The organism is Arcticibacter pallidicorallinus (assembly GCF_003002875.1).
Taxonomy (GTDB): domain Bacteria; phylum Bacteroidota; class Bacteroidia; order Sphingobacteriales; family Sphingobacteriaceae; genus Arcticibacter; species Arcticibacter pallidicorallinus.
Genome location: NZ_PVTH01000002.1, coordinates 476,942 through 494,974 on the forward strand (window position 1 = coordinate 476,942; position 18,033 = coordinate 494,974).

Annotated in this window: 16 protein-coding genes; 7 read left to right on the top strand and 9 right to left on the bottom strand. The window is 42.8% G+C overall.

Annotated features, from left to right (window positions below; all coding sequences use genetic code 11):
* Positions 1 to 5: 5 nt before the first annotated feature.
* Positions 6 to 1,103 (bottom strand): mannose-1-phosphate guanylyltransferase, encoded by a 1,098-nt coding sequence (locus B0I27_RS04810; RefSeq protein WP_106291969.1) that lies wholly within the window; start codon positions 1,101 to 1,103, stop codon positions 6 to 8.
* Positions 1,104 to 1,689: 586 nt separating this feature from the next.
* On the opposite strand from B0I27_RS04810, the gene B0I27_RS04815 reads away from it, so the two are divergent.
* The 4 genes from B0I27_RS04815 to B0I27_RS04830 all read left to right on the top strand — a co-directional run bounded on the left by B0I27_RS04815 (position 1,690) and on the right by B0I27_RS04830 (position 6,883).
* Positions 1,690 to 3,081, top strand: a complete 1,392-nt coding sequence (locus B0I27_RS04815; protein ID WP_106292126.1) for an undecaprenyl-phosphate glucose phosphotransferase — start codon at positions 1,690 to 1,692, stop codon at positions 3,079 to 3,081.
* A 156-nt stretch (positions 3,082 to 3,237) separates the two neighbouring features.
* Positions 3,238 to 3,954 carry a hypothetical protein gene (locus B0I27_RS04820; RefSeq protein WP_245925434.1) on the top strand — a complete coding sequence of 239 codons (717 nt, stop codon included), beginning with the start codon at positions 3,238 to 3,240 and terminating at the stop codon, positions 3,952 to 3,954.
* A 13-nt stretch (positions 3,955 to 3,967) separates the two neighbouring features.
* Positions 3,968 to 5,572: a hypothetical protein gene (locus tag B0I27_RS04825; RefSeq protein WP_106291973.1), complete on the top strand. Its 1,605-nt coding sequence runs from the start codon at positions 3,968 to 3,970 to the stop codon at positions 5,570 to 5,572.
* Positions 5,573 to 5,920: 348 nt separating this feature from the next.
* A complete protein-coding gene (locus B0I27_RS04830; protein ID WP_146133087.1) occupies positions 5,921 to 6,883 on the top strand; it encodes a FimB/Mfa2 family fimbrial subunit in 963 nt (320 codons plus the stop codon).
* 41 nt (positions 6,884 to 6,924) lie between these two features.
* Here the strand turns inward: B0I27_RS04830 and recA are convergent, their stop codons facing one another.
* The 4 genes from recA to B0I27_RS04850 all read right to left on the bottom strand — a co-directional run bounded on the left by recA (position 6,925) and on the right by B0I27_RS04850 (position 9,601).
* Complete coding sequence (recA, locus tag B0I27_RS04835) at positions 6,925 to 7,926, bottom strand: recombinase RecA (RefSeq protein ID WP_106291977.1); 1,002 nt, start codon at positions 7,924 to 7,926, stop codon at positions 6,925 to 6,927.
* Between the two features lie 127 nt (positions 7,927 to 8,053).
* Positions 8,054 to 8,722, bottom strand: coding sequence for an endonuclease III (gene nth, locus B0I27_RS04840; RefSeq protein WP_106291979.1), 669 nt, complete (start codon positions 8,720 to 8,722; stop codon positions 8,054 to 8,056).
* Between the two features lie 21 nt (positions 8,723 to 8,743).
* The gene (locus B0I27_RS04845) at positions 8,744 to 8,938 is read right to left on the bottom strand and encodes a hypothetical protein (RefSeq protein WP_106291981.1); all 195 of its coding nucleotides are present in this window, start codon (positions 8,936 to 8,938) and stop codon (positions 8,744 to 8,746) included.
* Between the two features lie 75 nt (positions 8,939 to 9,013).
* Positions 9,014 to 9,601 (bottom strand): RNA polymerase sigma factor, encoded by a 588-nt coding sequence (locus tag B0I27_RS04850; protein ID WP_106291983.1) that lies wholly within the window; start codon positions 9,599 to 9,601, stop codon positions 9,014 to 9,016.
* Positions 9,602 to 9,923: 322 nt separating this feature from the next.
* Between B0I27_RS04850 and uvrA the strand changes: the two genes are divergently transcribed.
* The 3 genes from uvrA to B0I27_RS04865 all read left to right on the top strand — a co-directional run bounded on the left by uvrA (position 9,924) and on the right by B0I27_RS04865 (position 14,549).
* The gene (gene uvrA, locus B0I27_RS04855) at positions 9,924 to 12,725 is read left to right on the top strand and encodes an excinuclease ABC subunit UvrA (protein ID WP_106291985.1); all 2,802 of its coding nucleotides are present in this window, start codon (positions 9,924 to 9,926) and stop codon (positions 12,723 to 12,725) included.
* Between the two features lie 137 nt (positions 12,726 to 12,862).
* Positions 12,863 to 14,032, top strand: a complete 1,170-nt coding sequence (locus tag B0I27_RS04860; protein WP_106291987.1) for a trans-sulfuration enzyme family protein — start codon at positions 12,863 to 12,865, stop codon at positions 14,030 to 14,032.
* 91 nt (positions 14,033 to 14,123) lie between these two features.
* Complete coding sequence (locus B0I27_RS04865; RefSeq protein ID WP_106291989.1) at positions 14,124 to 14,549, top strand: OsmC family protein; 426 nt, start codon at positions 14,124 to 14,126, stop codon at positions 14,547 to 14,549.
* Here B0I27_RS04865 and B0I27_RS04870 read toward each other — a convergent pair.
* From B0I27_RS04870 to B0I27_RS04885, 4 genes are read right to left on the bottom strand one after another with little or no spacing between them, the layout of a single operon-like run.
* Positions 14,542 to 15,576: a DUF2157 domain-containing protein gene (locus B0I27_RS04870; RefSeq protein ID WP_106291991.1), complete on the bottom strand. Its 1,035-nt coding sequence runs from the start codon at positions 15,574 to 15,576 to the stop codon at positions 14,542 to 14,544. The genes B0I27_RS04865 and B0I27_RS04870 overlap by 8 nt on opposite strands.
* Positions 15,577 to 15,589: 13 nt before the next feature.
* Entirely contained in the window at positions 15,590 to 16,525 is a 936-nt protein-coding gene (locus B0I27_RS04875) for a bifunctional riboflavin kinase/FAD synthetase (RefSeq protein ID WP_106291993.1), read from the bottom strand.
* Positions 16,512 to 17,237, bottom strand: a complete 726-nt coding sequence (truB, locus tag B0I27_RS04880; RefSeq protein ID WP_106291995.1) for a tRNA pseudouridine(55) synthase TruB — start codon at positions 17,235 to 17,237, stop codon at positions 16,512 to 16,514. Before truB ends, B0I27_RS04875 begins: the two co-directional genes overlap by 14 nt.
* The gene (locus tag B0I27_RS04885; protein ID WP_106291997.1) at positions 17,237 to 18,031 is read right to left on the bottom strand and encodes an undecaprenyl-diphosphate phosphatase; all 795 of its coding nucleotides are present in this window, start codon (positions 18,029 to 18,031) and stop codon (positions 17,237 to 17,239) included. The genes truB and B0I27_RS04885 overlap by 1 nt, the downstream gene beginning before the upstream one ends.
* Positions 18,032 to 18,033 lie beyond the last annotated feature (2 nt).

Consider the following 18,033-nt stretch of genomic DNA (forward strand, 5'->3'; position numbering starts at 1 on the left):
GGAGGCTAAATATACTTGTCTCCGAATTTTGTCTTCACCTCGGCGACGATCTGCTTTACCTCTTGCTCGCTTTCTCTTGGAATGATCATGATGGTGTCGTTTGACTCAGCAATAATGTAGTCATTTAATCCCTTAACAATCAGTTTTTTTCCTTCCGGAATGTTGATCATGCAGCCTGTAGTTTCTGTCAGAATGGTACCACCGGAGGGGATAACGACATTCTGATCTTCATCTTTAGACGCAAGTGAATACAGGGATGCCCAGGTACCCAGATCAGACCACCCGAACTCTACTGGCAACACATAAACGTTTTGCGCCTTTTCCATGATTCCGTAGTCGATGGAGATGTTTTCACAATTTGGATAATTGTCTTTAAGAAAAGCAGCTTCTCCATCTGTGTTATAGACATTTCTTCCCTGAAGAAACAGTTCGTTCATTTCAGGCAATTGCGATTCAAATGCTTTGAGCACTTCGGCGGCGCTCCAGATAAAGATGCCTGCGTTCCACAAGTAGTCTCCGCTGTTGATGAAGCTTTGAGCTCTTTCTTTATCGGGCTTTTCTGTGAATTGTGCCACTTTCTTAAAGCCTTCTCCAAGATTTTGCTCATTAAATCGGATGTATCCGTATCCTGTGTCAGGTCTGGAAGGTTGGATGCCAAGGGTGATAAGGCATGGATTCGTCTCCGCGGTTTGCAGTGCATTAGTAACATCTTTGCTAAACTGAACAGAGTTGAGTATCAGATGGTCGGAAGGAGCTACCACTATCGAAGCGCTGGGATTCAACTCGCTGATTTTGTGACAAGCATAAGCTATGCAGGGGGCCGTGTTACGCATAACCGGCTCACACAAAATCTGGTGTTCCTGAATTCCTTTTAACTGCTCCCCAACGAGGTCTTTGTACTTGTCATTGGTAAGGATATAGATGTTCTGCGCCGGAACGATCGACTTGAAACGTTCATAGGTAGCTTGGATCAAGCTCATGCCTGTACCAGCAATATCTATAAACTGCTTAGGCATCGCCGTGCGGCTAACTGGCCAAAATCTGCTTCCTATTCCGCCGGCCATGATCACCGCATAGTAATTGGAATTGAGTTCTTGATTCATTGGTGTATGAGTATTAAGTTAAATTTCCATTTTTCCGTAAAAGTATAGTTTTCTAATCTAGTATCTACTATATGAAACGTTTCGTGTAAAAGGAGGAGCTTTGATGATTGGTCATTCCGTACGAGTTTGCACACTAAAGAATTAATGGAGGATATACTTCTACGTCTGAGGTTGACGAAAGTGGAATGTATGGAAGCATTTTTCGCATTTATACTTCCTAATATCTTGTCCCATACACAAAAGTTTGCCTGCAAATGACCTTTTGATACGGACAACATCTGAGGATTTACATTTGGGGCATTTCTTATCGGACGAAAATATTTTAACCATGGCGTTTAACTTTTATGTAAATGTCGTAACAGATGTTTCTTGAAGCAAGGGAATGTGAATTTTTAGTAAAATGGCAATGCGCGGCAAGAGACTATCATCCAGAGCACGCAATTCTGGGATCTATTGCGAAATATGTGTGTAGTTATTAACTTTTTTGTAAAAAAAGCCCATTAATGATCGATTATTTTCAATGTATTTCTTCCTTCATTGAAATTTGTAAAAAACCGTTATCTTTGATCCATATTAATCTATGAATATGCAAACACGATACTTATACTTACTGCGTTTCGTGCTTCTGGCGACAGATATCATTCTAATAAATGTTTCCTTCTTTTTTTCCTTCTATGCGATCTTCGGTGTAAATGCGTCGCCTCTCGATGGTTCTTATAAGAATTATCTGCTCGTTTGCAATCTTATCTGGTTTTTTACCTCCAATTTATGCGGACTGTACCGCAACGAATCTCTGAGTCAGATCGTGAGTATTTATCGTGCAACCTGGAGAGCGGTAGCCCTGCACGCGGTGATTTTCGTTTTTTATCTGACCTTCTCTGATAATTACACCATCTCAAAGCCTTTCATAATTTCCCTATACGTTGCCATGGGTATTGGCTTCTTATTCAGCCGTTTTGCAGGTACTTTTTTCGAGTTTGTTTTATATAGACATTTCAAGGTCAGCAGGCCCGTCGCAGTATTAGGTAAAAACCATACAGGTCTTCGCTTGGCTGGATACCTTGAAAAAAGCCAAAACTTCAAGTTCGAGGGTTTTCTTCATAATGAGGAAGATACCTTATTTGTGCAGGAAGATGGATCTTTAATGCCTTCTACTTGTGAGCATATTGCCGATGCGGCAAGACGAGGGATCAAGGACGTGTATGTGTCTTTGACACCCGATAGAATGGTTGATGCAAAGTATCTTCTCGAGGAAGCGGAGAAGCAATGTGTCAGACTGAAGTTCGTACCCGACCTGAGTGGATCGCTTGCTGCTCCATTTACTGTGAGTTATTTGGGAGAGTTTCCTGTAATAAGTATGCGACACGAACCTCTCGAAAATATGCAGAACAGGTTTAAAAAACGTGTTTTCGATGTCGTCGTTAGTTCATTGGTAATTGTGTTTATTATGAGTTGGCTGGTTCCTGTTATAGGTATTATTATTAAAGCCCAAAGTCGGGGACCTATATTTTTTAAGCAGCTGCGAAGTGGCCGCAATAATGAGCCGTTTTGGTGTTATAAGTTCAGAAGCATGAGAATGAACAATGACAGCGATCACAGGCAAGCAAGGAGGGGCGATAATAGGATAACGCCTATCGGACGTTTTTTGAGGAAGAGTAGCCTTGATGAGTTTCCCCAGTTCTTTAATGTTCTGAAAGGTAATATGAGTATCATTGGTCCCCGTCCTCATATGTTAAAACATACTGAACAGTATAGTGCGATAATAGACCGCTATATGGTAAGACAATTTCTAAAACCCGGCATAAGCGGCTGGGCGCAGGTCAATGGTTATAGAGGCGAAACTGAAGATCCGAAGCTGATGGAAAAACGTGTTGAACACGACATTTGGTACATGGAAAACTGGAGTGCCATGCTAGATGTGAAGATCATTTTCATGACTGTCATTAATATTTTTAAGGGCGAGGATAACGCCTTCTAGATTGCGACTTTCATATTATATCTCCATTTTTTTGTAACGTATTGAAAAACAATTTATTGTTTTTGTTATTAATATAATATCTTTGCACCAAACTTAAAATAATATCTTATAGACAACAATCTATATGTACATCGCTCAAACTGTAAACAAATAAATATGAAATCATCGCTCTTAATGCTTATGACAGGATGCTGCATGCTGGTCAGCACTCTTACGTTCGCTCAACAGGAATGGCTACCGGATGGTGCCGTTGGACAGCCGGCATTTAAAAACTCAGTAGGTATTACTGTCGGAACTCAAGGAATCGGCGCTGAAGTCGGCATTCCTCTCTCAACAAGGTTCAACCTACGCCTTGCTACCAGTTTGCTTCCTTATGAAGGAGACGTGGTGAAAAAATTCAATAGCACTTTCGATTACAACACCGATTTTAAGGTGGAATTCATGAATCTTAGTGCGTTTCTAGATTGGCAGCCTTTTCCGACTGCAGGATCTTTCTTCCGTAAGTTCGCTCTTACTGCCGGAGGTGCATATTTCTACAAAGCTGGTGGAAGTGCGAAAGTTATGCTGAAGGATGACTACTACTACGGTGACATTCCGTTCACTCCTGAAGAAGTTGGAGAAATTAACACAGTAGTTGATTGGAAGGGCTGGGCGCCTTATGCAGGTCTGGGATGGCATAACATCACCATCGCTGATAACTTCAATCTGGGTCTAAACCTGGGTGCTTACTACTTAGGTTCACCGGATATCAATATGACTGCTACTAACTGGTTGTCATCAAATCCTGCAGTTAATGAGCCAATCCTTAGAAGAAACCTTAAGGATTACAAATGGCTACCTAAGTTTGAAATTAAGTTTGCTTACAACTACTAACACCTGAACGGTTATGAAAAAGATATTTTACCTCTCACTTATAACTTTTATAAGCATCTTCGCTGCTTGTAAAAATCCTACAGATGATATCACGATTATCATCGAACCGAATCCATTTAATTATTCTACTGCCATTAAGGTGGATGACGTTGCTGGGAATGCGTTACCTAATGGATTGAAAGTTGAAATCTCAGGTCCAGATGCAGATGCTATTTACACCCCGTCTGGTACAAAAGACTTCAAAGTTCAGGACGGGTATATTTACACGAACGTTGATCCCCATAGAGATCCGACATTTAACAATTCGATAGAATTTAATGTAAAGGTTAGTGGTGATGCGATTTTGGACGTGAATATTCCTTTTGAAGTGGTTTCTGGACAAAGTTTCCAAATGAAACCTATCAAAATTTTGAACCTGAACAACCCACCGGTTGGTGCTGCGGTTTCAAAGCCTAGCGTTACTCTGGCTACATTAGCTGCTCAGGACCAGATTATATCGACTAATACAGCTGCATCCTTAATTACTCGGTTAGAGTTAGAGGCTGGTACGCAGTTCCTAAATGCCGCAGGACAAGTTTTATCAGGTACCAATCTGTCTACTATACTTGTTAATCTGGATCCAAGAACGTCGGCTGGTATTGCTTTATTCCCGGGTGGGTCGTTATCAAGCAGCTCAATTGTGAATGCCGCGGGTCAGACTATTGAAGGAGCCTTCAATCCTGCTGCTGTCACAAGCATTGAGTTCTTTGTAAACGATCAAGGTGTAAAGTCTTTCAACAAGCCAGTTACAGTTTATCAAAACATCGATCCAACTTACATCAATCCAAACACAAATGCATTGGTTAAAGCTGGCGACTTACTTGAAATCTATAGCTACGAAGTTGAAACTGGTACATTTAAGTACGAGAGAACTGCCGAGGTGGTTGTTCAATCGGGCAAATTATCGGTGTCTTATCCTATTGATCACTTGACGATCTATATTGCTGGATATCTGGAAGGTGCTTGTCCTCAGGCGAATCTAACCTTAGTTGCTGATTGGATGACCGAAGGTGTAACTTACCCACTAAATATTAAGTTCGTTAACAGTGCACAACAGACAATTTTGGAGCAAGTAATCTCCGTGTCTACTAACAATGCGCCTCTTGCGGTTCCTGCTATTCCATCAGGATCAAGATTGGTTATCACGCATCCTTCTACAGGCCAGGTATATTTTGATGGTGCAATAGACATCAACTGTGGAAGTGCTGTCAGTGTGACTTTGGCTAATATTCCTCAACAACCTGTTGTGACTATGCAGTTATTTGTTAGATGTCCGGGTAAGACTGCCAACGTGGAAGCACTGCCGACATTCCAATTATACTATAGACTGGCCGGATCAAATGCCTCTTTCTTACCTTTGGGAGAAGTTGTGAATGGTTTTATTTCGACTACGAGTTTAGATGTAACCAAGAGATATGACTTCAGGGGCGTTTGGAACGACAAAATTAAGACTGTAGGTAATAGAGCAATTGTTGCCAATAACGAAGGGACTGTAGGACCAGGTTATATCCTGGGAGAAGTAGCTCCTGAAAATAATTTGCAGATGCTTACTGAAGCGTGTGCAGAGATCGGACAATAAAGATTCCATAATATTCCGCAAGGAATATTTATTAGAAAGAGGGTGTATCATAGAAATATGATCACCCTCTTTTTCGTTTGATGACCTTTTAAAAGTTTCCTAAAGTTTTATGTCTTCCTCGGGTCGCCCCGGGGCATGTTAGTAGATCATGTGACATTGATACCGATATGGCGAAATTGGCTACAGCGACCAGCTTTCTATCAGTTTGTATTTTGGTTGGATGTAAATCAGGTTTTGGAACGCGGTTGGCTCTGACGTTTTTTATTTTATCAGCTGCTATACTCTTCCCAGACCGGGCAACCGAAATATTCTAATCTAGCCTGCTGGTACAGGTTAATACGTCGAGTAGTGACTTTCAAAAAAAATGATTCTCGTCACATTCTGGCGTTTTCACACTTATTCTCACAATATGTTGTAAAATTTGATAAAAAATTAACCAAAATGAAAAAGTATTCTGTCTTTTTATTCTTGATCCTGCTATTGTTCTCGTGTAAGGATTCATCTGAGGATGTGATAGAAGCCACCTATCCTGTCGTAATATCTGTCAAAAACTTAAGCGGCATATTGCCAGGGTCAAAAAGCGCTTTAACTTTCAATTCGGTCGACTCTCTGCTGAACAAATTTGGTGTAATAAACTTCCTGGTTTTCGACGCAACAGGAAAGTTTGTGCGCCACAAAAAGCAAGTTAAAGAAGATAAACCGTTCGGCGAGATTTCCGATGAACTTAAGGTCGGACAATATACAGTCGTGCTGTTAGCTTCAACGGGAGAAATTTCTGTCGGAACAAATCTTACTACCCTGGCAGTTACCAAGATATCGTCCTTAGCTGCTTCAGGCGATATTTTCTATAAGAAAATATCAATTAATGTAACTTCTCAAGGTGTTAAAGAATCATTGTTTTTAGACAGGATGACGGGTTGCGTAGTGGTCAAAATAGAAGATAGGATTACTGATAATATCAAAAAGGTAGAGCTGCAGGTTGAAAATGAGACGCCTTATTTTAATATAAATACAGCTGAAGTTGATCTGATTACAAAAGAAGAAAGGTTAGTAGCTGAGATCGTAACAGCTTCCAACCGTGATTCATTTGATTTAGGCTTGTTACTGATCAATAATCAAATTCCGATCATAGCGAACTTAAGGTTTTTGGACGCTTCAAATAAGCTGATAGTGGCGAAGCGATTACCAGCGATTACCAATATCCGAGGTCATTGGGTTTCCGCAGAGGGAAAGTTATCAGAATTTGCATCAGCAGGCTTCACAATAGGTTATAATAGTGCTTGGTTAGATACTATCGTTGTTCGTTTTTAAAAAAACTTGAGGGACATCGCGCAAGATGTCCCTCGAGTTTTTTAAATATCCTCTGTGCCCGCTACTGCTGCACGGATTTTTGACTCAAGTTCGTCAGCAAGCTCAACATTGTCCATTAGCAGTTGCTTAACAGCGTCACGTCCCTGGCCTAATTTGGTTTCATTATAGCTAAACCAAGATCCCGACTTTTTAACAACTTCGTACTCAACTCCCAGATCAATTATCTCACCAACTTTAGATATTCCCTGCCCAAACATGATGTCGAACTCTGCAATCCGGAATGGTGGAGCCACCTTGTTTTTTACAATCTTCACTTTGGTGCGATTACCGGAAACTTCATCAGAATCTTTGATTTGTGATGTACGGCGCACATCCAGTCTGATTGATGAATAAAACTTTAATGCATTACCCCCAGTGGTAGTTTCCGGGTTTCCGAACATAACACCTATCTTTTCGCGAAGCTGATTGATAAATATACAGCAGCATCCTGTTTTAGAAATGGTTCCTGTCAACTTTCGCAAGGCTTGAGACATTAACCTTGCTTGTAATCCCATCTTGGACTCACCCATTTCCCCTTCTATTTCTCCCTTTGGTACCAAAGCGGCTACAGAGTCTATTACGATGATGTCTATAGCGCCTGACCGGATAAGATTATCAGCAATCTCAAGTGCTTGCTCACCATTGTCTGGCTGTGAGATTAACAAATTTTCAACATCTACTCCGAGTTTTTGAGCGTAAAACTTGTCAAATGCATGTTCAGCATCTATGAAGGCTGCTATTCCACCCTTCTTTTGGCTTTCGGCAATTGCGTGTATGGCCAGAGTTGTTTTACCTGAAGACTCAGGGCCGTAAATCTCGATTATACGCCCTTTAGGTAATCCTCCAATGCCTAAAGCGATATCCAGACCAATAGAACCTGTCGATATGGCTTCTACAGCTTCTACAGCTTTATCTCCTAGCTTCATTATTGTCCCCTTACCGTAAGACTTCTCTAATTTATCTAAGGTCAATTGCAGGGCCTTCAATTTATCCACGTTGCTCATATATTTAGTATTATAAGTGTCAAATATAAATAATATTTTCTAATGCTAAATTATTTAACATTATTTTATATTGGAGGGAGATATATTTAATTACAAGTATCTGCAAAGGAAAAAGAAAAACAAATAGCTAAGGAACATTTATGATTTTCAGGCTTGGAACGACTTGCTTTTCAAAATACTTGCAAAAGGATGTAATCGGACATATGTTGCATTTGGGGCTTCTGGCGACACATATATACCTTCCATGTAGAATAAGCCAATGGTGAGCTACTCCCAAAGTTTCTTTGGGCAAGTACTTTACAAGCTGTTTTTCGACGGCGAATGGAGTAGTAGCACGAGTCGTAAGTCCTAATCTGTTGGCGACCCTGAATACATGGGTGTCAACAGCAATCGCGGGGGCGTCATAGATGACAGATGCGATCACGTTAGCGGTCTTCCTGCCTACACCTGGCAGCTTTTGTAAATCGTCGATGCTCGAAGGAATAACACCCTGGAAATCGGAAATTAGTAATCTGGCCATTCCGACCAGATGCTTCGCTTTATTATTTGGATAGCTTACAGACCGTATGTATGTAAAAACTTCTTCGGGACTTGAGGCCGCAAGTGAATAGGCATCTGGAAATTTGTCAAATAAGGCCGGAGTTATCTGGTTAATCCGTTTGTCGGTACATTGCGCTGAAAGGATAACCGCTACAAGCAATTCGTAAGAATTGGAATAATTAAGCTCTGTCTGGGCGTCTGGCTGATGCGTAGAAAAGTACTCCACAAAAGCTTTTACCCGATCTTTTTTTTGCATAAGCAAAGTAACGAATACCGGCTATGATTTTTTAGATAGCGAATATGCTTTTATGAAATTTATTGATTCGGGTGATGGATCTTTCAGTTCCTTATCCAGATATTCTTTGAGCTTCGTGTAAAATGACAGGTCGTTGGCACCCAATGTTTCAAGTGTTTCACTTGGAAAGTCGTCAGCCGGATAGAGGCCGGAGGAGAGTGTAGAAAATTGTATCATAAGCAAAGCCGTTGTTATATCTAACTAACGGCTTTGCTTGGTGAATATTTTAAGAAATTTAAAATAATGTTATTGTTAAATTAATTTGATACTCAGCTCCTTAGCATCGAACATTTTGCGGAGGTTGTTCAGAGCGTATCTCATTCGCCCCAGAGCTGTATTAATGCTCACGTTGGTGATGTCGGCGATCTCTTTGAAGCTCATCTCTCCGTAGTGCCTCATAATCAAAACCTCCTTCTGTTCATCCGGTAGTAATTGAATCATCTTTCTGAGGTCTTGATGAGTTTGGTTTCTAACCATTTGCTCCTCAATACTCTCATCGCAGAACCCTAAGACATCGAATATGTCGAAACCATCGCCGCTCGTGATTACAGGAGTACGCTTTTCTTTCCGGAAATAATCAATTACCAGGTTGTGCGCAATTCGCAATACCCATGGAAGAAACTTGCCTTCCTCGTTGTATTTACCGGTTTTTAGCGTATTGATGACCTTGATGAAGGTATCCTGAAAAATGTCTTCTGCCAGATATTGATCTTTAACCAGCATATAAATCGATGTATATATTTTGGATTTGTGTCTGCTGACCAACTCTTCCAAACCCGTCTCCTGACCAGCTATATAAATATGTATAAGCTCCTGGTCGCTTTTCCCTTGAAGTTTCATAGGACTCCTCTCTTTGTTTTTGCTTAAAATAATTACTAAAAAGTATAGAGTAGAGTTTTATCCAAATTGTCGATTTAAGCTATAAGTTGTGTGTGTGGAGATTATATATCAAATATAATAAAAATATAACCTACTACGGTACAATATTTTTGTTACACCTTGGTTTATATTACATTAAGCGGTAATCCATAATATAATCCCCAGGTTTATAAATCTACGAAAAAGGTAACGTATGGTTCGCCAAAAAGTGTTAAGATATGTTAAAGTCTTGACCTCCGGTTGCTAGATTAACCCTTACCTTTGCATTAAACGATATCATTGCATGAATATTGAATCAGAACAAGATCCAAAAAATACCATATTAATAAAAGGGGCTCGCGTCCATAATCTCAAAAACATAGATGTCAATATACCGAAAAATAAGCTCGTAGTAATCACTGGCTTGTCCGGATCTGGCAAATCTTCCCTGGCGTTTGATACTTTGTACGCCGAAGGGCAGCGTCGTTACGTTGAAAGCCTATCTTCTTACGCCAGGCAGTTCATGGGTCGAATGAATAAGCCAGACGTTGATTATATCAAAGGGATTGCTCCTGCGATAGCCATCGAACAAAAGGTGATCACGAGTAATCCCCGTTCGACGGTGGGAACCTCTACCGAGATCTATGATTATCTTAAACTCCTGTTCTCCCGTATCGGGAAAACGATCTCGCCAGTCTCCGGACAAGAGGTAATGCGTGATTCTGTAACCACTGTTACGAACTATATCACGTCATTGCCCGACGGTGACGCTGTTACCATTCTGTGCCCTTTGCATCCTCATAACAATCGCAGTCTGAAGGAAGAACTTGCAGTATTACTTCAGAAAGGGTTCGTGCGCGTTTACCATGCAGGTAAAATGGTTAGGATCGAGGAATTGCTTGAGGATGAGAAAGTAAAAAATGAAAAGCTAATAGCAAGCGATATTGTAAAGATTGTAATTGACCGCATCACTATCAGTTCAGACGATGATACTATAAGTCGCATGGGCGATTCCATTCAAACTGCATTTTTTGAAGGGAAAGGTGATTGTTTCGTAGAGTATAACGGTGAAATGAAATTCTTCTGCGATCGTTTTGAACTGGATGGCATGCGTTTCGAAGAACCTACTCCAAATTTCTTCAGCTTTAATAATCCGTACGGAGCTTGTAAGCGGTGTGAAGGATTCGGAAGGGTGATTGGCATCGACGAAGATTTGGTGGTTCCTGACAAGAGCAAATCCGTCTATGATGGCGCGATAGCACCTTGGAGAGGCGAAAAAATGGGCGTATGGCTACAGGAGTTTCTGAAGAACGCCCTGAAGTTTAATTTCCCTGTTCATCGCTCCTTTAACCAGTTGACAGACGATCAGCGCCAGCTTCTCTGGGACGGTAACAAGTACTTCCGCGGATTGAACGAGTTCTTTTCAGAGCTGGAAGCGCAAACCTATAAAATTCAATACCGGGTGATGTTATCGCGATATCGCGGTAAAACGAATTGTCCGGATTGCAAAGGCAGTCGCCTGAGGAAGGATGCCTCCTATGTGAAGATAGCCGGAAGGTCCATCACAGACCTTGTGCTCATGCCTTTGGATTCGTCTATTAGCTTCTTTAATTCGCTGGACTTAACATCTAATGAAACGAAGATAGCAAAGCGCTTATTGGCCGAAATAACCAGTCGCATTAGTTTCCTTAATGACGTGGGTTTGGGATACCTGACGCTGAATCGGCTTTCAAATAGCCTTTCAGGCGGTGAGTCACAACGTATCAATCTGGCAACCTCGCTCGGCAGCTCGCTGGTCGGTTCAGTCTATGTGCTCGACGAGCCGAGTATCGGTCTTCATCCCCGGGATACCCATAGATTGATAGGCGTGCTCAAATCACTTCGCGATGTGGGTAACACCGTGTTGGTTGTTGAGCATGAAGAAGAAATGATGAAAGCGGCAGATCACCTGATAGATATCGGCCCCGAAGCTGGTACTAACGGTGGAAACCTGGTCTTTTCTGGTAACTATGAGCAGATTTTAAAGGACGAAGGGAGCCTGACCGGAAACTATCTTAGTGGAAGGGAAAAGATCGAGGTGCCCGTCAGGCGACGCAGCTGGTCCGACTTTATCGAACTGAAAGGTGCCCGGGAGAATAACCTTAAAAGTATCGACGTCAAGTTTCCGCTAAATGTTTTTACCTGCGTTACAGGTGTTTCCGGTTCCGGAAAGACGTCTCTCGTTAAAAGGATATTACAGCCAGCCTTGCAGAAGGTTATCGGTAACTATTCAGGCGAGCAGACCGGAGCTTACGATAGTCTGGAAGGCAGCTTCGGAGAGATCGATCATGTTGAGCTTGTAGACCAGAATCCCATTGGTCGCTCGTCCCGCTCAAATCCGGTCACTTATGTAAAAGCCTATGATGATATCCGGAATCTTTTTGCTTCACAGGCATCTGCGAAGGCTGCCGGACTGAAGCCGGCTGCATTCTCTTTCAATGTGGAAGGGGGGCGCTGTGATGTCTGCCAGGGAGAAGGCGAAGTGAAAATAGAGATGCAGTTCATGGCTGACCTTTTCTTGCCATGCGAGGCTTGCCGGGGGCAGCGTTTCAAGCAGCACGTTCTCGACGTTGAGTATAAAGAGAAAAATATTTCTGCAGTACTGGACATGACTATTGAAGAAGCATTAAGCTTTTTCAAAGATGAACCCAAGATCATCAGCAAAATACAACCTTTGCTTGACGTAGGCCTGGGATATGTACATCTCGGGCAATCTTCAAATACCCTGTCGGGTGGAGAGGCTCAAAGAATTAAGCTCGCATCCTTTTTGATCAAGGGGAACAACCGAAGCAAGACGCTTTTCATCTTTGACGAACCTACAACGGGTCTGCATTTTCACGATATCAAGAAATTACTAAAGTCGCTAAATGCTCTTCTCGATCAGGGGAATACTATTCTGGTCATCGAGCATAACGTCGACGTGATCAAATGTGCCGACTGGGTCATCGACATAGGTCCTGAAGGAGGCGATCGCGGAGGAAATCTGGTGTTTGAAGGTGTACCTGAAGATCTGGCTAAGGTTAAAGACTCCTATACCGGTGCCTTTCTTAAAGGTGTCTTGAAATAACACATAAGGGGAGGATAGCCATTTATCAAAATCTGCCCTCAGGGAGCAGGATTATTAGTATATTGGCTATCCTCAAATGATTCAGGGATCCTGATTGTTTCTATGATCAAGTCCCTTTTTAGATGCAATAACTCAAAATGAACGAACAATCCAAGCTAATTCGTATACAGGCAGAACGAAGTCCGAACCGCGAACACTCTGTGCCTCTGTATCTCACTTCAAGCTTTGTTTTCGATGATGCGGAGCAAGGCAGAGCAGTATTTGCTGATGAAGAGCCGGGTATTATCTACTCCCGATACTCCAATCCCAACACCACTGAACTAATCGATAAGGTATGTATGCTGGAAGGTGCAGAAGCCGGGCTGGCGTTTTCATCAGGCATGGCGGCTGTTTTTGCGTCGCTGGCCGGACTCCTTAAGAGTGGCGATCATGTACTCGCCTGCAGGTCTATCTTTGGGTCTACGCATCAGCTGTTAACGCAGCTTTTACCGAGATGGGGTATCACCAGTTCCTACGTAGATGCGCTTGCACCAGAGACCTGGGAAGCAGCTATACGTCCTGAAACGAAGATGATCTTCTTAGAAACGCCATCCAACCCTGGCTTAGAGCTCGTGGATTTAGAATGGCTGGGCTCTTTGAAGAAGAAATACCCTCATATCATTCTGAACGTTGACAACTGTTTCGCAACGCCCTATCTGCAAAAACCCCTACAATACGGTATAGACCTCGTTTCTCACTCCGCCACGAAGTACATGGATGGTCAGGGGAGAGTACTCGGAGGCCTTATTGCCGGAAGAGCCGATTTGATTAAAGAACTGATGTTCTTTATCAGGCATACCGGTCCGGCAATGTCCGCTTTCAATGCCTGGATATTTTCAAAGAGTCTGGAAACTTTGCCTGTGCGGATGGACAGACACTGTAGCTCAGCGCTTAAGCTCGCACAGATGCTGGACGAGCATCCGGAAATCGAAGTGGTCAGATATCCTCATCTGCCCTCTCACCCTCAGTACGATCTTGCGAAAAAGCAAATGAAGCAGGGCGGTGGTATCGTAACTTTCATCGTAAAAGGAGGATTTGACCGCGCGAAGAAGTTCCTTGACGCACTGGAGATGGTCTTGATTACCTCAAACCTCGGAGACTCCCGTAGTATCGGAACGCATCCTGCATCCACCACACATTCCAAGCTAACGGAGGAAGAAAGGCAAGCTATCGGTATTTATCCAGGTTCAATACGCGTTTCTGTAGGTCTTGAAGACCCAGAAGACATTATCAACGATGTTAAACAAGCAATAGAACGGTCTAAATAAAGCAAGAATGATGCTATCATGAGTTAAACGCCTAAGCAGGGTGGAATGATCATGATAGCTTCGTTGCTGTTAACGAATTAAATTATATCAGATGAAAATAGAGTTAAACCGGTTAAACGATGCTGTACACCTCGAGGCAGCAGCTCCGTCATCCACTGTAAAAGTTCATATTGATGGCTCTCCGGAGATCGGAGGCGAGGGACTGGGCGTAAGACCAATGGAGCTAGTACTGATGGCTCTTGGCTCATGCAGTTCTTTCGATCTCATATCCATCTTGAAAAAGCAGCGCCAGGAAATACAGGATATTTCCGTATCTGTAGAAGCAGACAGGGCAGACGCCGTTCCCGCTGTGTTTACGAACATCAGAATGAACTTTAAACTGCAAGGCAATATCGACCAGGCAAAGGCAGAAAAAGCTGCGGAGCTTGCGGTAAAAAAATACTGTTCAGTGCACGATATGCTGGCGGCAGGAGGAGTAAACATCGATTACACCATCACTATAGAACCGGCTATTTAAGATTCCAGATCTTTTCAGCCTTACGGCCGATGAGCCAGAAGGATACAGCCAGTATGCCAAAAAATATGGCTTTATCGGTTCTGTCCCACATATACTCAAAATATCGTGTATAGATATTTATCAGCAGAAAGGTGATTCCAAACTCGCGGGCGATTTCATCTTTCTGCTTCAATCCATAAAGCATCACGGCCAGTGATGCGACCGAGGATATAATCCCCCAGGACACTAATTCCACCTGATCCGTCTTCAGCCAGTCTTCAATGGTTGCCAGGTTACCAAATATGGATAGAATCCACAGGGATATGAAGAAATAGAACAAGCCTATGATGTAGGTGAGGGTATTGAATCCGGGCAGCTTCCTGTAATGCTCAAGAACCAGCCCGGCAGCAGTAAGCAAAGCACCAAAGACCACAAATCGCAGGGGGTAGTTTAATCCGAAAAAATAATTACCCCAGTTCGTTTGATAGCCCGTCTCCGTGCCAAACCAGCTTCCTAAGGAGATAAGCGCAAAGGCCCAGATTAGCTTAGACTGGAACTTCAAAGCAAGTGCGCCGTAAATGAAAACAGAAAGCAAGAAAAGTGTGGAATAATGCCCTGAGCCGTTATCAAGGGCCTTGCCTAAAAAAGCTATACTGATTGCGGTAAACAACACTCCCGAGAAGAGCGTTGCTTCATTACTGAACTGCCGTTCGGGAAACTTGCGTTTCTGTCGCTGTCCGTAATAATACATCCAGGCAGCAATACCCGCAGCAACCACGCTGATCAGAATGTCTGGAGTGTTATACAGACTTTGCAGTAAATTAATGATGGCATCATTGATGACCAGAGAAGCCACGGCGATTAAGCCACATGCCAGGGCAATCCAGAAAGAGTATTGCGCTAATCTACGCCAGTCGAATTGCTTTACTGCATAAGAAGCACGCAGCTGCTCGGCTTTAGAAGCATCAATCAATCCTTCCTCCTCCCAGTATTTGATCGTCGTGTCAAGAAACTCAGCCTCGGGCTTATCGATGTTTAGGTTTTTCATGGGATAATCAAAATCAGCGTAGCAAATCCATTACGGCTAATTTATCCTGACTAATCTGATCTGTTAATTTTTGCAGCGAATGGAATTTCATGTCGCCTCTTAAGAAATACAAAAAGTGTACCCGTATGTTTTGGCCGTAGATGTCTTTATCGAAGTCAAAAATATTGATTTCGATATTGCGGCTCATTCCATTCAGCGTTGGCCTGGTGCCAATATATCCCATTCCCTTCAGCAAACCTTTGCTTACCGGATATTCTTCCACCATAACGGCGTAAATTCCATCAGCGGGAATCAGTTTATAGGTTTCCTCCAAAAACAAGTTCGCTGTCGGAAAACCTATGGTTCTTCCTATTTGGTCACCCCTGATCACCAGACCTGTCAGATGAAACGGATATCCCAGAAAATCCTGGGCAGTAGTCACATCGCCCATCGTCAGCGCTTGCCGAACTTTCGTCGAGCTCACCGCTACATCATGTATGTCTTCCTCCGTAATTTCTTCGACGCTAAAGCCGAATAAGGGAGCGCATTCCTGCAGTTTGGCGAAATCACCCGCTCTGTCCTTTCCAAAGTGATGATCGTAGCCGATAATAATCTTCTTAGTGCCGATTTTGTCAACCAAAATCTGCTTGATATAATTATCAGGAGATAAGTTCGAAAAATCCCTCGTAAAAGGAGTGACGATAAGATGGTCTACACCTAACTGTTCGATTAACTCACGCTTTTCTTCAATGGTAGAAATCAGTTTCAGACTCTGGTCCTCGGGATGAAGAATCATTCTGGGGTGAGGGAAGAACGTCAGGATCACGCTCTCACCGTTTACGCGCCTGGCTTCTTCTACGAGCCTGCTGATAATCTTGCGATGACCCAGATGTACGCCGTCAAATGTGCCTATCGTTACGACAGCAGTTTCCAGCTTTTGAAACTCGTCAATATGCTTATAGACTTTCATTTTCTTTCAGACTTTTAATATGTCCGGAAAGCTCCATCACTTCAAACGCCTTTTCAAGTCGAAAATCACCGCTTCTTGTTCTTCTCAGCTTGGATAGGTAGGCTCCGTTTCCGAGGATTCTGCCGAAGTCAAACACCAACGACCTGATGTAAGTTCCTTTGCTGCATACCACGCGGAAATCGACTTCAGGAAGCTCGATCCGCGTTATTTCAAATGCGGAAATGGTCACCTGCCGCGACTTCATTTCCACAGCTTCTCCTCTTCTTGCTTTTTCGTAGACCCTTTCTCCATTAATTTTAAGTGCTGAAAAGGCGGGAGGGAATTGTGTTATTTCACCTACAAAAGCATCACAGGCGGACCGTATTGAAGCCTCCGTAAGGGTGTCTATGGGATAAGTTTCATCCACTTCCGTCTCCATATCATAAGAAGGGGTAGTGGCTCCAAGTATCATGGTGCCTGTATACTCTTTCTCCTGAGCCTGGTACTCATCGATTTTCTTGGTGAGCTTACCGGTGCAAATAATTAACAAACCTGTAGCTAAAGGATCAAGTGTGCCTGCATGGCCAACTTTCAGCTTTAAGGGTTTAAAGGCATTTCTTATTTTGCTTACCACATCAAAGCTGGTCCAGCGGTAAGGCTTATTTACTAACAGGAGCTCGCCATCAACAAAGTTGAATGCCGGAAACTCAGTCTTCTTTTCTTCTATATCCATCACATAACCTGCAGGTCAATGCCTGCCAGGAGCAAAATTACAATAATCCCACCAACAACAATCCGATACCAGCCAAACGCCCTGAATCCATACTTGGTTACAAAGCCAATAAAGCTCTTGATGGCAATGATTGCCACAACAAAACCAACAACATTTCCTATTAATAACAGGTTTATTTGCTCACCACTCAGCTCATAGCCGCCTTTGTAAAAATCGTACAGCTTCTTGCTTGTCGCACCAAACATCGTTGGTACAGCCAGGAAGAACGAAAACTCAGCCGCTGCCTTACGTGACAGTTTTTGAGACATTCCCCCAACAATAGTGGCTCCTGATCGGGAGACCCCGGGAATCATTGCCAGGCATTGCATCAAGCCAATTTTAAACGCCGTTGGATAACTGATTTCATCCGTAGAGTCGATAGTTGGTTTGTTGAACCATTTATCAGCGAATAGAAGAATTACACCACCCACAACAAGAGAAATAGCAACCGCAAGCGGGCTTTCCAACAACTGGTCGATCATATCGCTTAGCAACAACCCAAAAACGGCAGCAGGAATAAATGCTACCAACAATTTGAAGTAGAAGTCAAAGCTTTGAAAGAAACGCTTGAAGTATAGTACTACAACAGAAAGAATAGTTCCCAGCTGTATAACAATGGTGAATAGCTTAACGAACTCATCGTTTTCTATACCCATTAGAGAGGAACCAATGATCATGTGTCCCGTGGAGGAAACAGGCAAAAACTCAGTCAGGCCTTCAATGATGGCCAGGATAATTGCTTCAATAAAATTCATGC

What these genes read in the sequence shown, in the direction of transcription:
- B0I27_RS04885 (WP_106291997.1), bottom strand. Translation starts at nt 18,031, where the DNA reads ATGAATTTTATTGAAGCAATTATCCTGGCCATCATTGAAGGCCTGACT.
- B0I27_RS04850 (WP_106291983.1), bottom strand. Translation starts at nt 9,601, where the DNA reads ATGAAACTTCAAGGGAAAAGCGACCAGGAGCTTATACATATTTATATA.
- recA (WP_106291977.1), bottom strand. Translation starts at nt 7,926, where the DNA reads ATGAGCAACGTGGATAAATTGAAGGCCCTGCAATTGACCTTAGATAAA.
- B0I27_RS04875 (WP_106291993.1), bottom strand. Translation starts at nt 16,525, where the DNA reads ATGAAAGTCTATAAGCATATTGACGAGTTTCAAAAGCTGGAAACTGCT.
- B0I27_RS04870 (WP_106291991.1), bottom strand. Translation starts at nt 15,576, where the DNA reads ATGAAAAACCTAAACATCGATAAGCCCGAGGCTGAGTTTCTTGACACG.
- B0I27_RS04810 (WP_106291969.1), bottom strand. Translation starts at nt 1,103, where the DNA reads ATGAATCAAGAACTCAATTCCAATTACTATGCGGTGATCATGGCCGGC.
- uvrA (WP_106291985.1), top strand. Translation starts at nt 9,924, where the DNA reads ATGAATATTGAATCAGAACAAGATCCAAAAAATACCATATTAATAAAA.
- B0I27_RS04865 (WP_106291989.1), top strand. Translation starts at nt 14,124, where the DNA reads ATGAAAATAGAGTTAAACCGGTTAAACGATGCTGTACACCTCGAGGCA.
- B0I27_RS04820 (WP_245925434.1), top strand. Translation starts at nt 3,238, where the DNA reads ATGAAATCATCGCTCTTAATGCTTATGACAGGATGCTGCATGCTGGTC.
- B0I27_RS04815 (WP_106292126.1), top strand. Translation starts at nt 1,690, where the DNA reads ATGCAAACACGATACTTATACTTACTGCGTTTCGTGCTTCTGGCGACA.
- nth (WP_106291979.1), bottom strand. Translation starts at nt 8,722, where the DNA reads ATGCAAAAAAAAGATCGGGTAAAAGCTTTTGTGGAGTACTTTTCTACG.
- B0I27_RS04825 (WP_106291973.1), top strand. Translation starts at nt 3,968, where the DNA reads ATGAAAAAGATATTTTACCTCTCACTTATAACTTTTATAAGCATCTTC.
- B0I27_RS04845 (WP_106291981.1), bottom strand. Translation starts at nt 8,938, where the DNA reads ATGATACAATTTTCTACACTCTCCTCCGGCCTCTATCCGGCTGACGAC.
- truB (WP_106291995.1), bottom strand. Translation starts at nt 17,237, where the DNA reads ATGGATATAGAAGAAAAGAAGACTGAGTTTCCGGCATTCAACTTTGTT.
- B0I27_RS04860 (WP_106291987.1), top strand. Translation starts at nt 12,863, where the DNA reads ATGAACGAACAATCCAAGCTAATTCGTATACAGGCAGAACGAAGTCCG.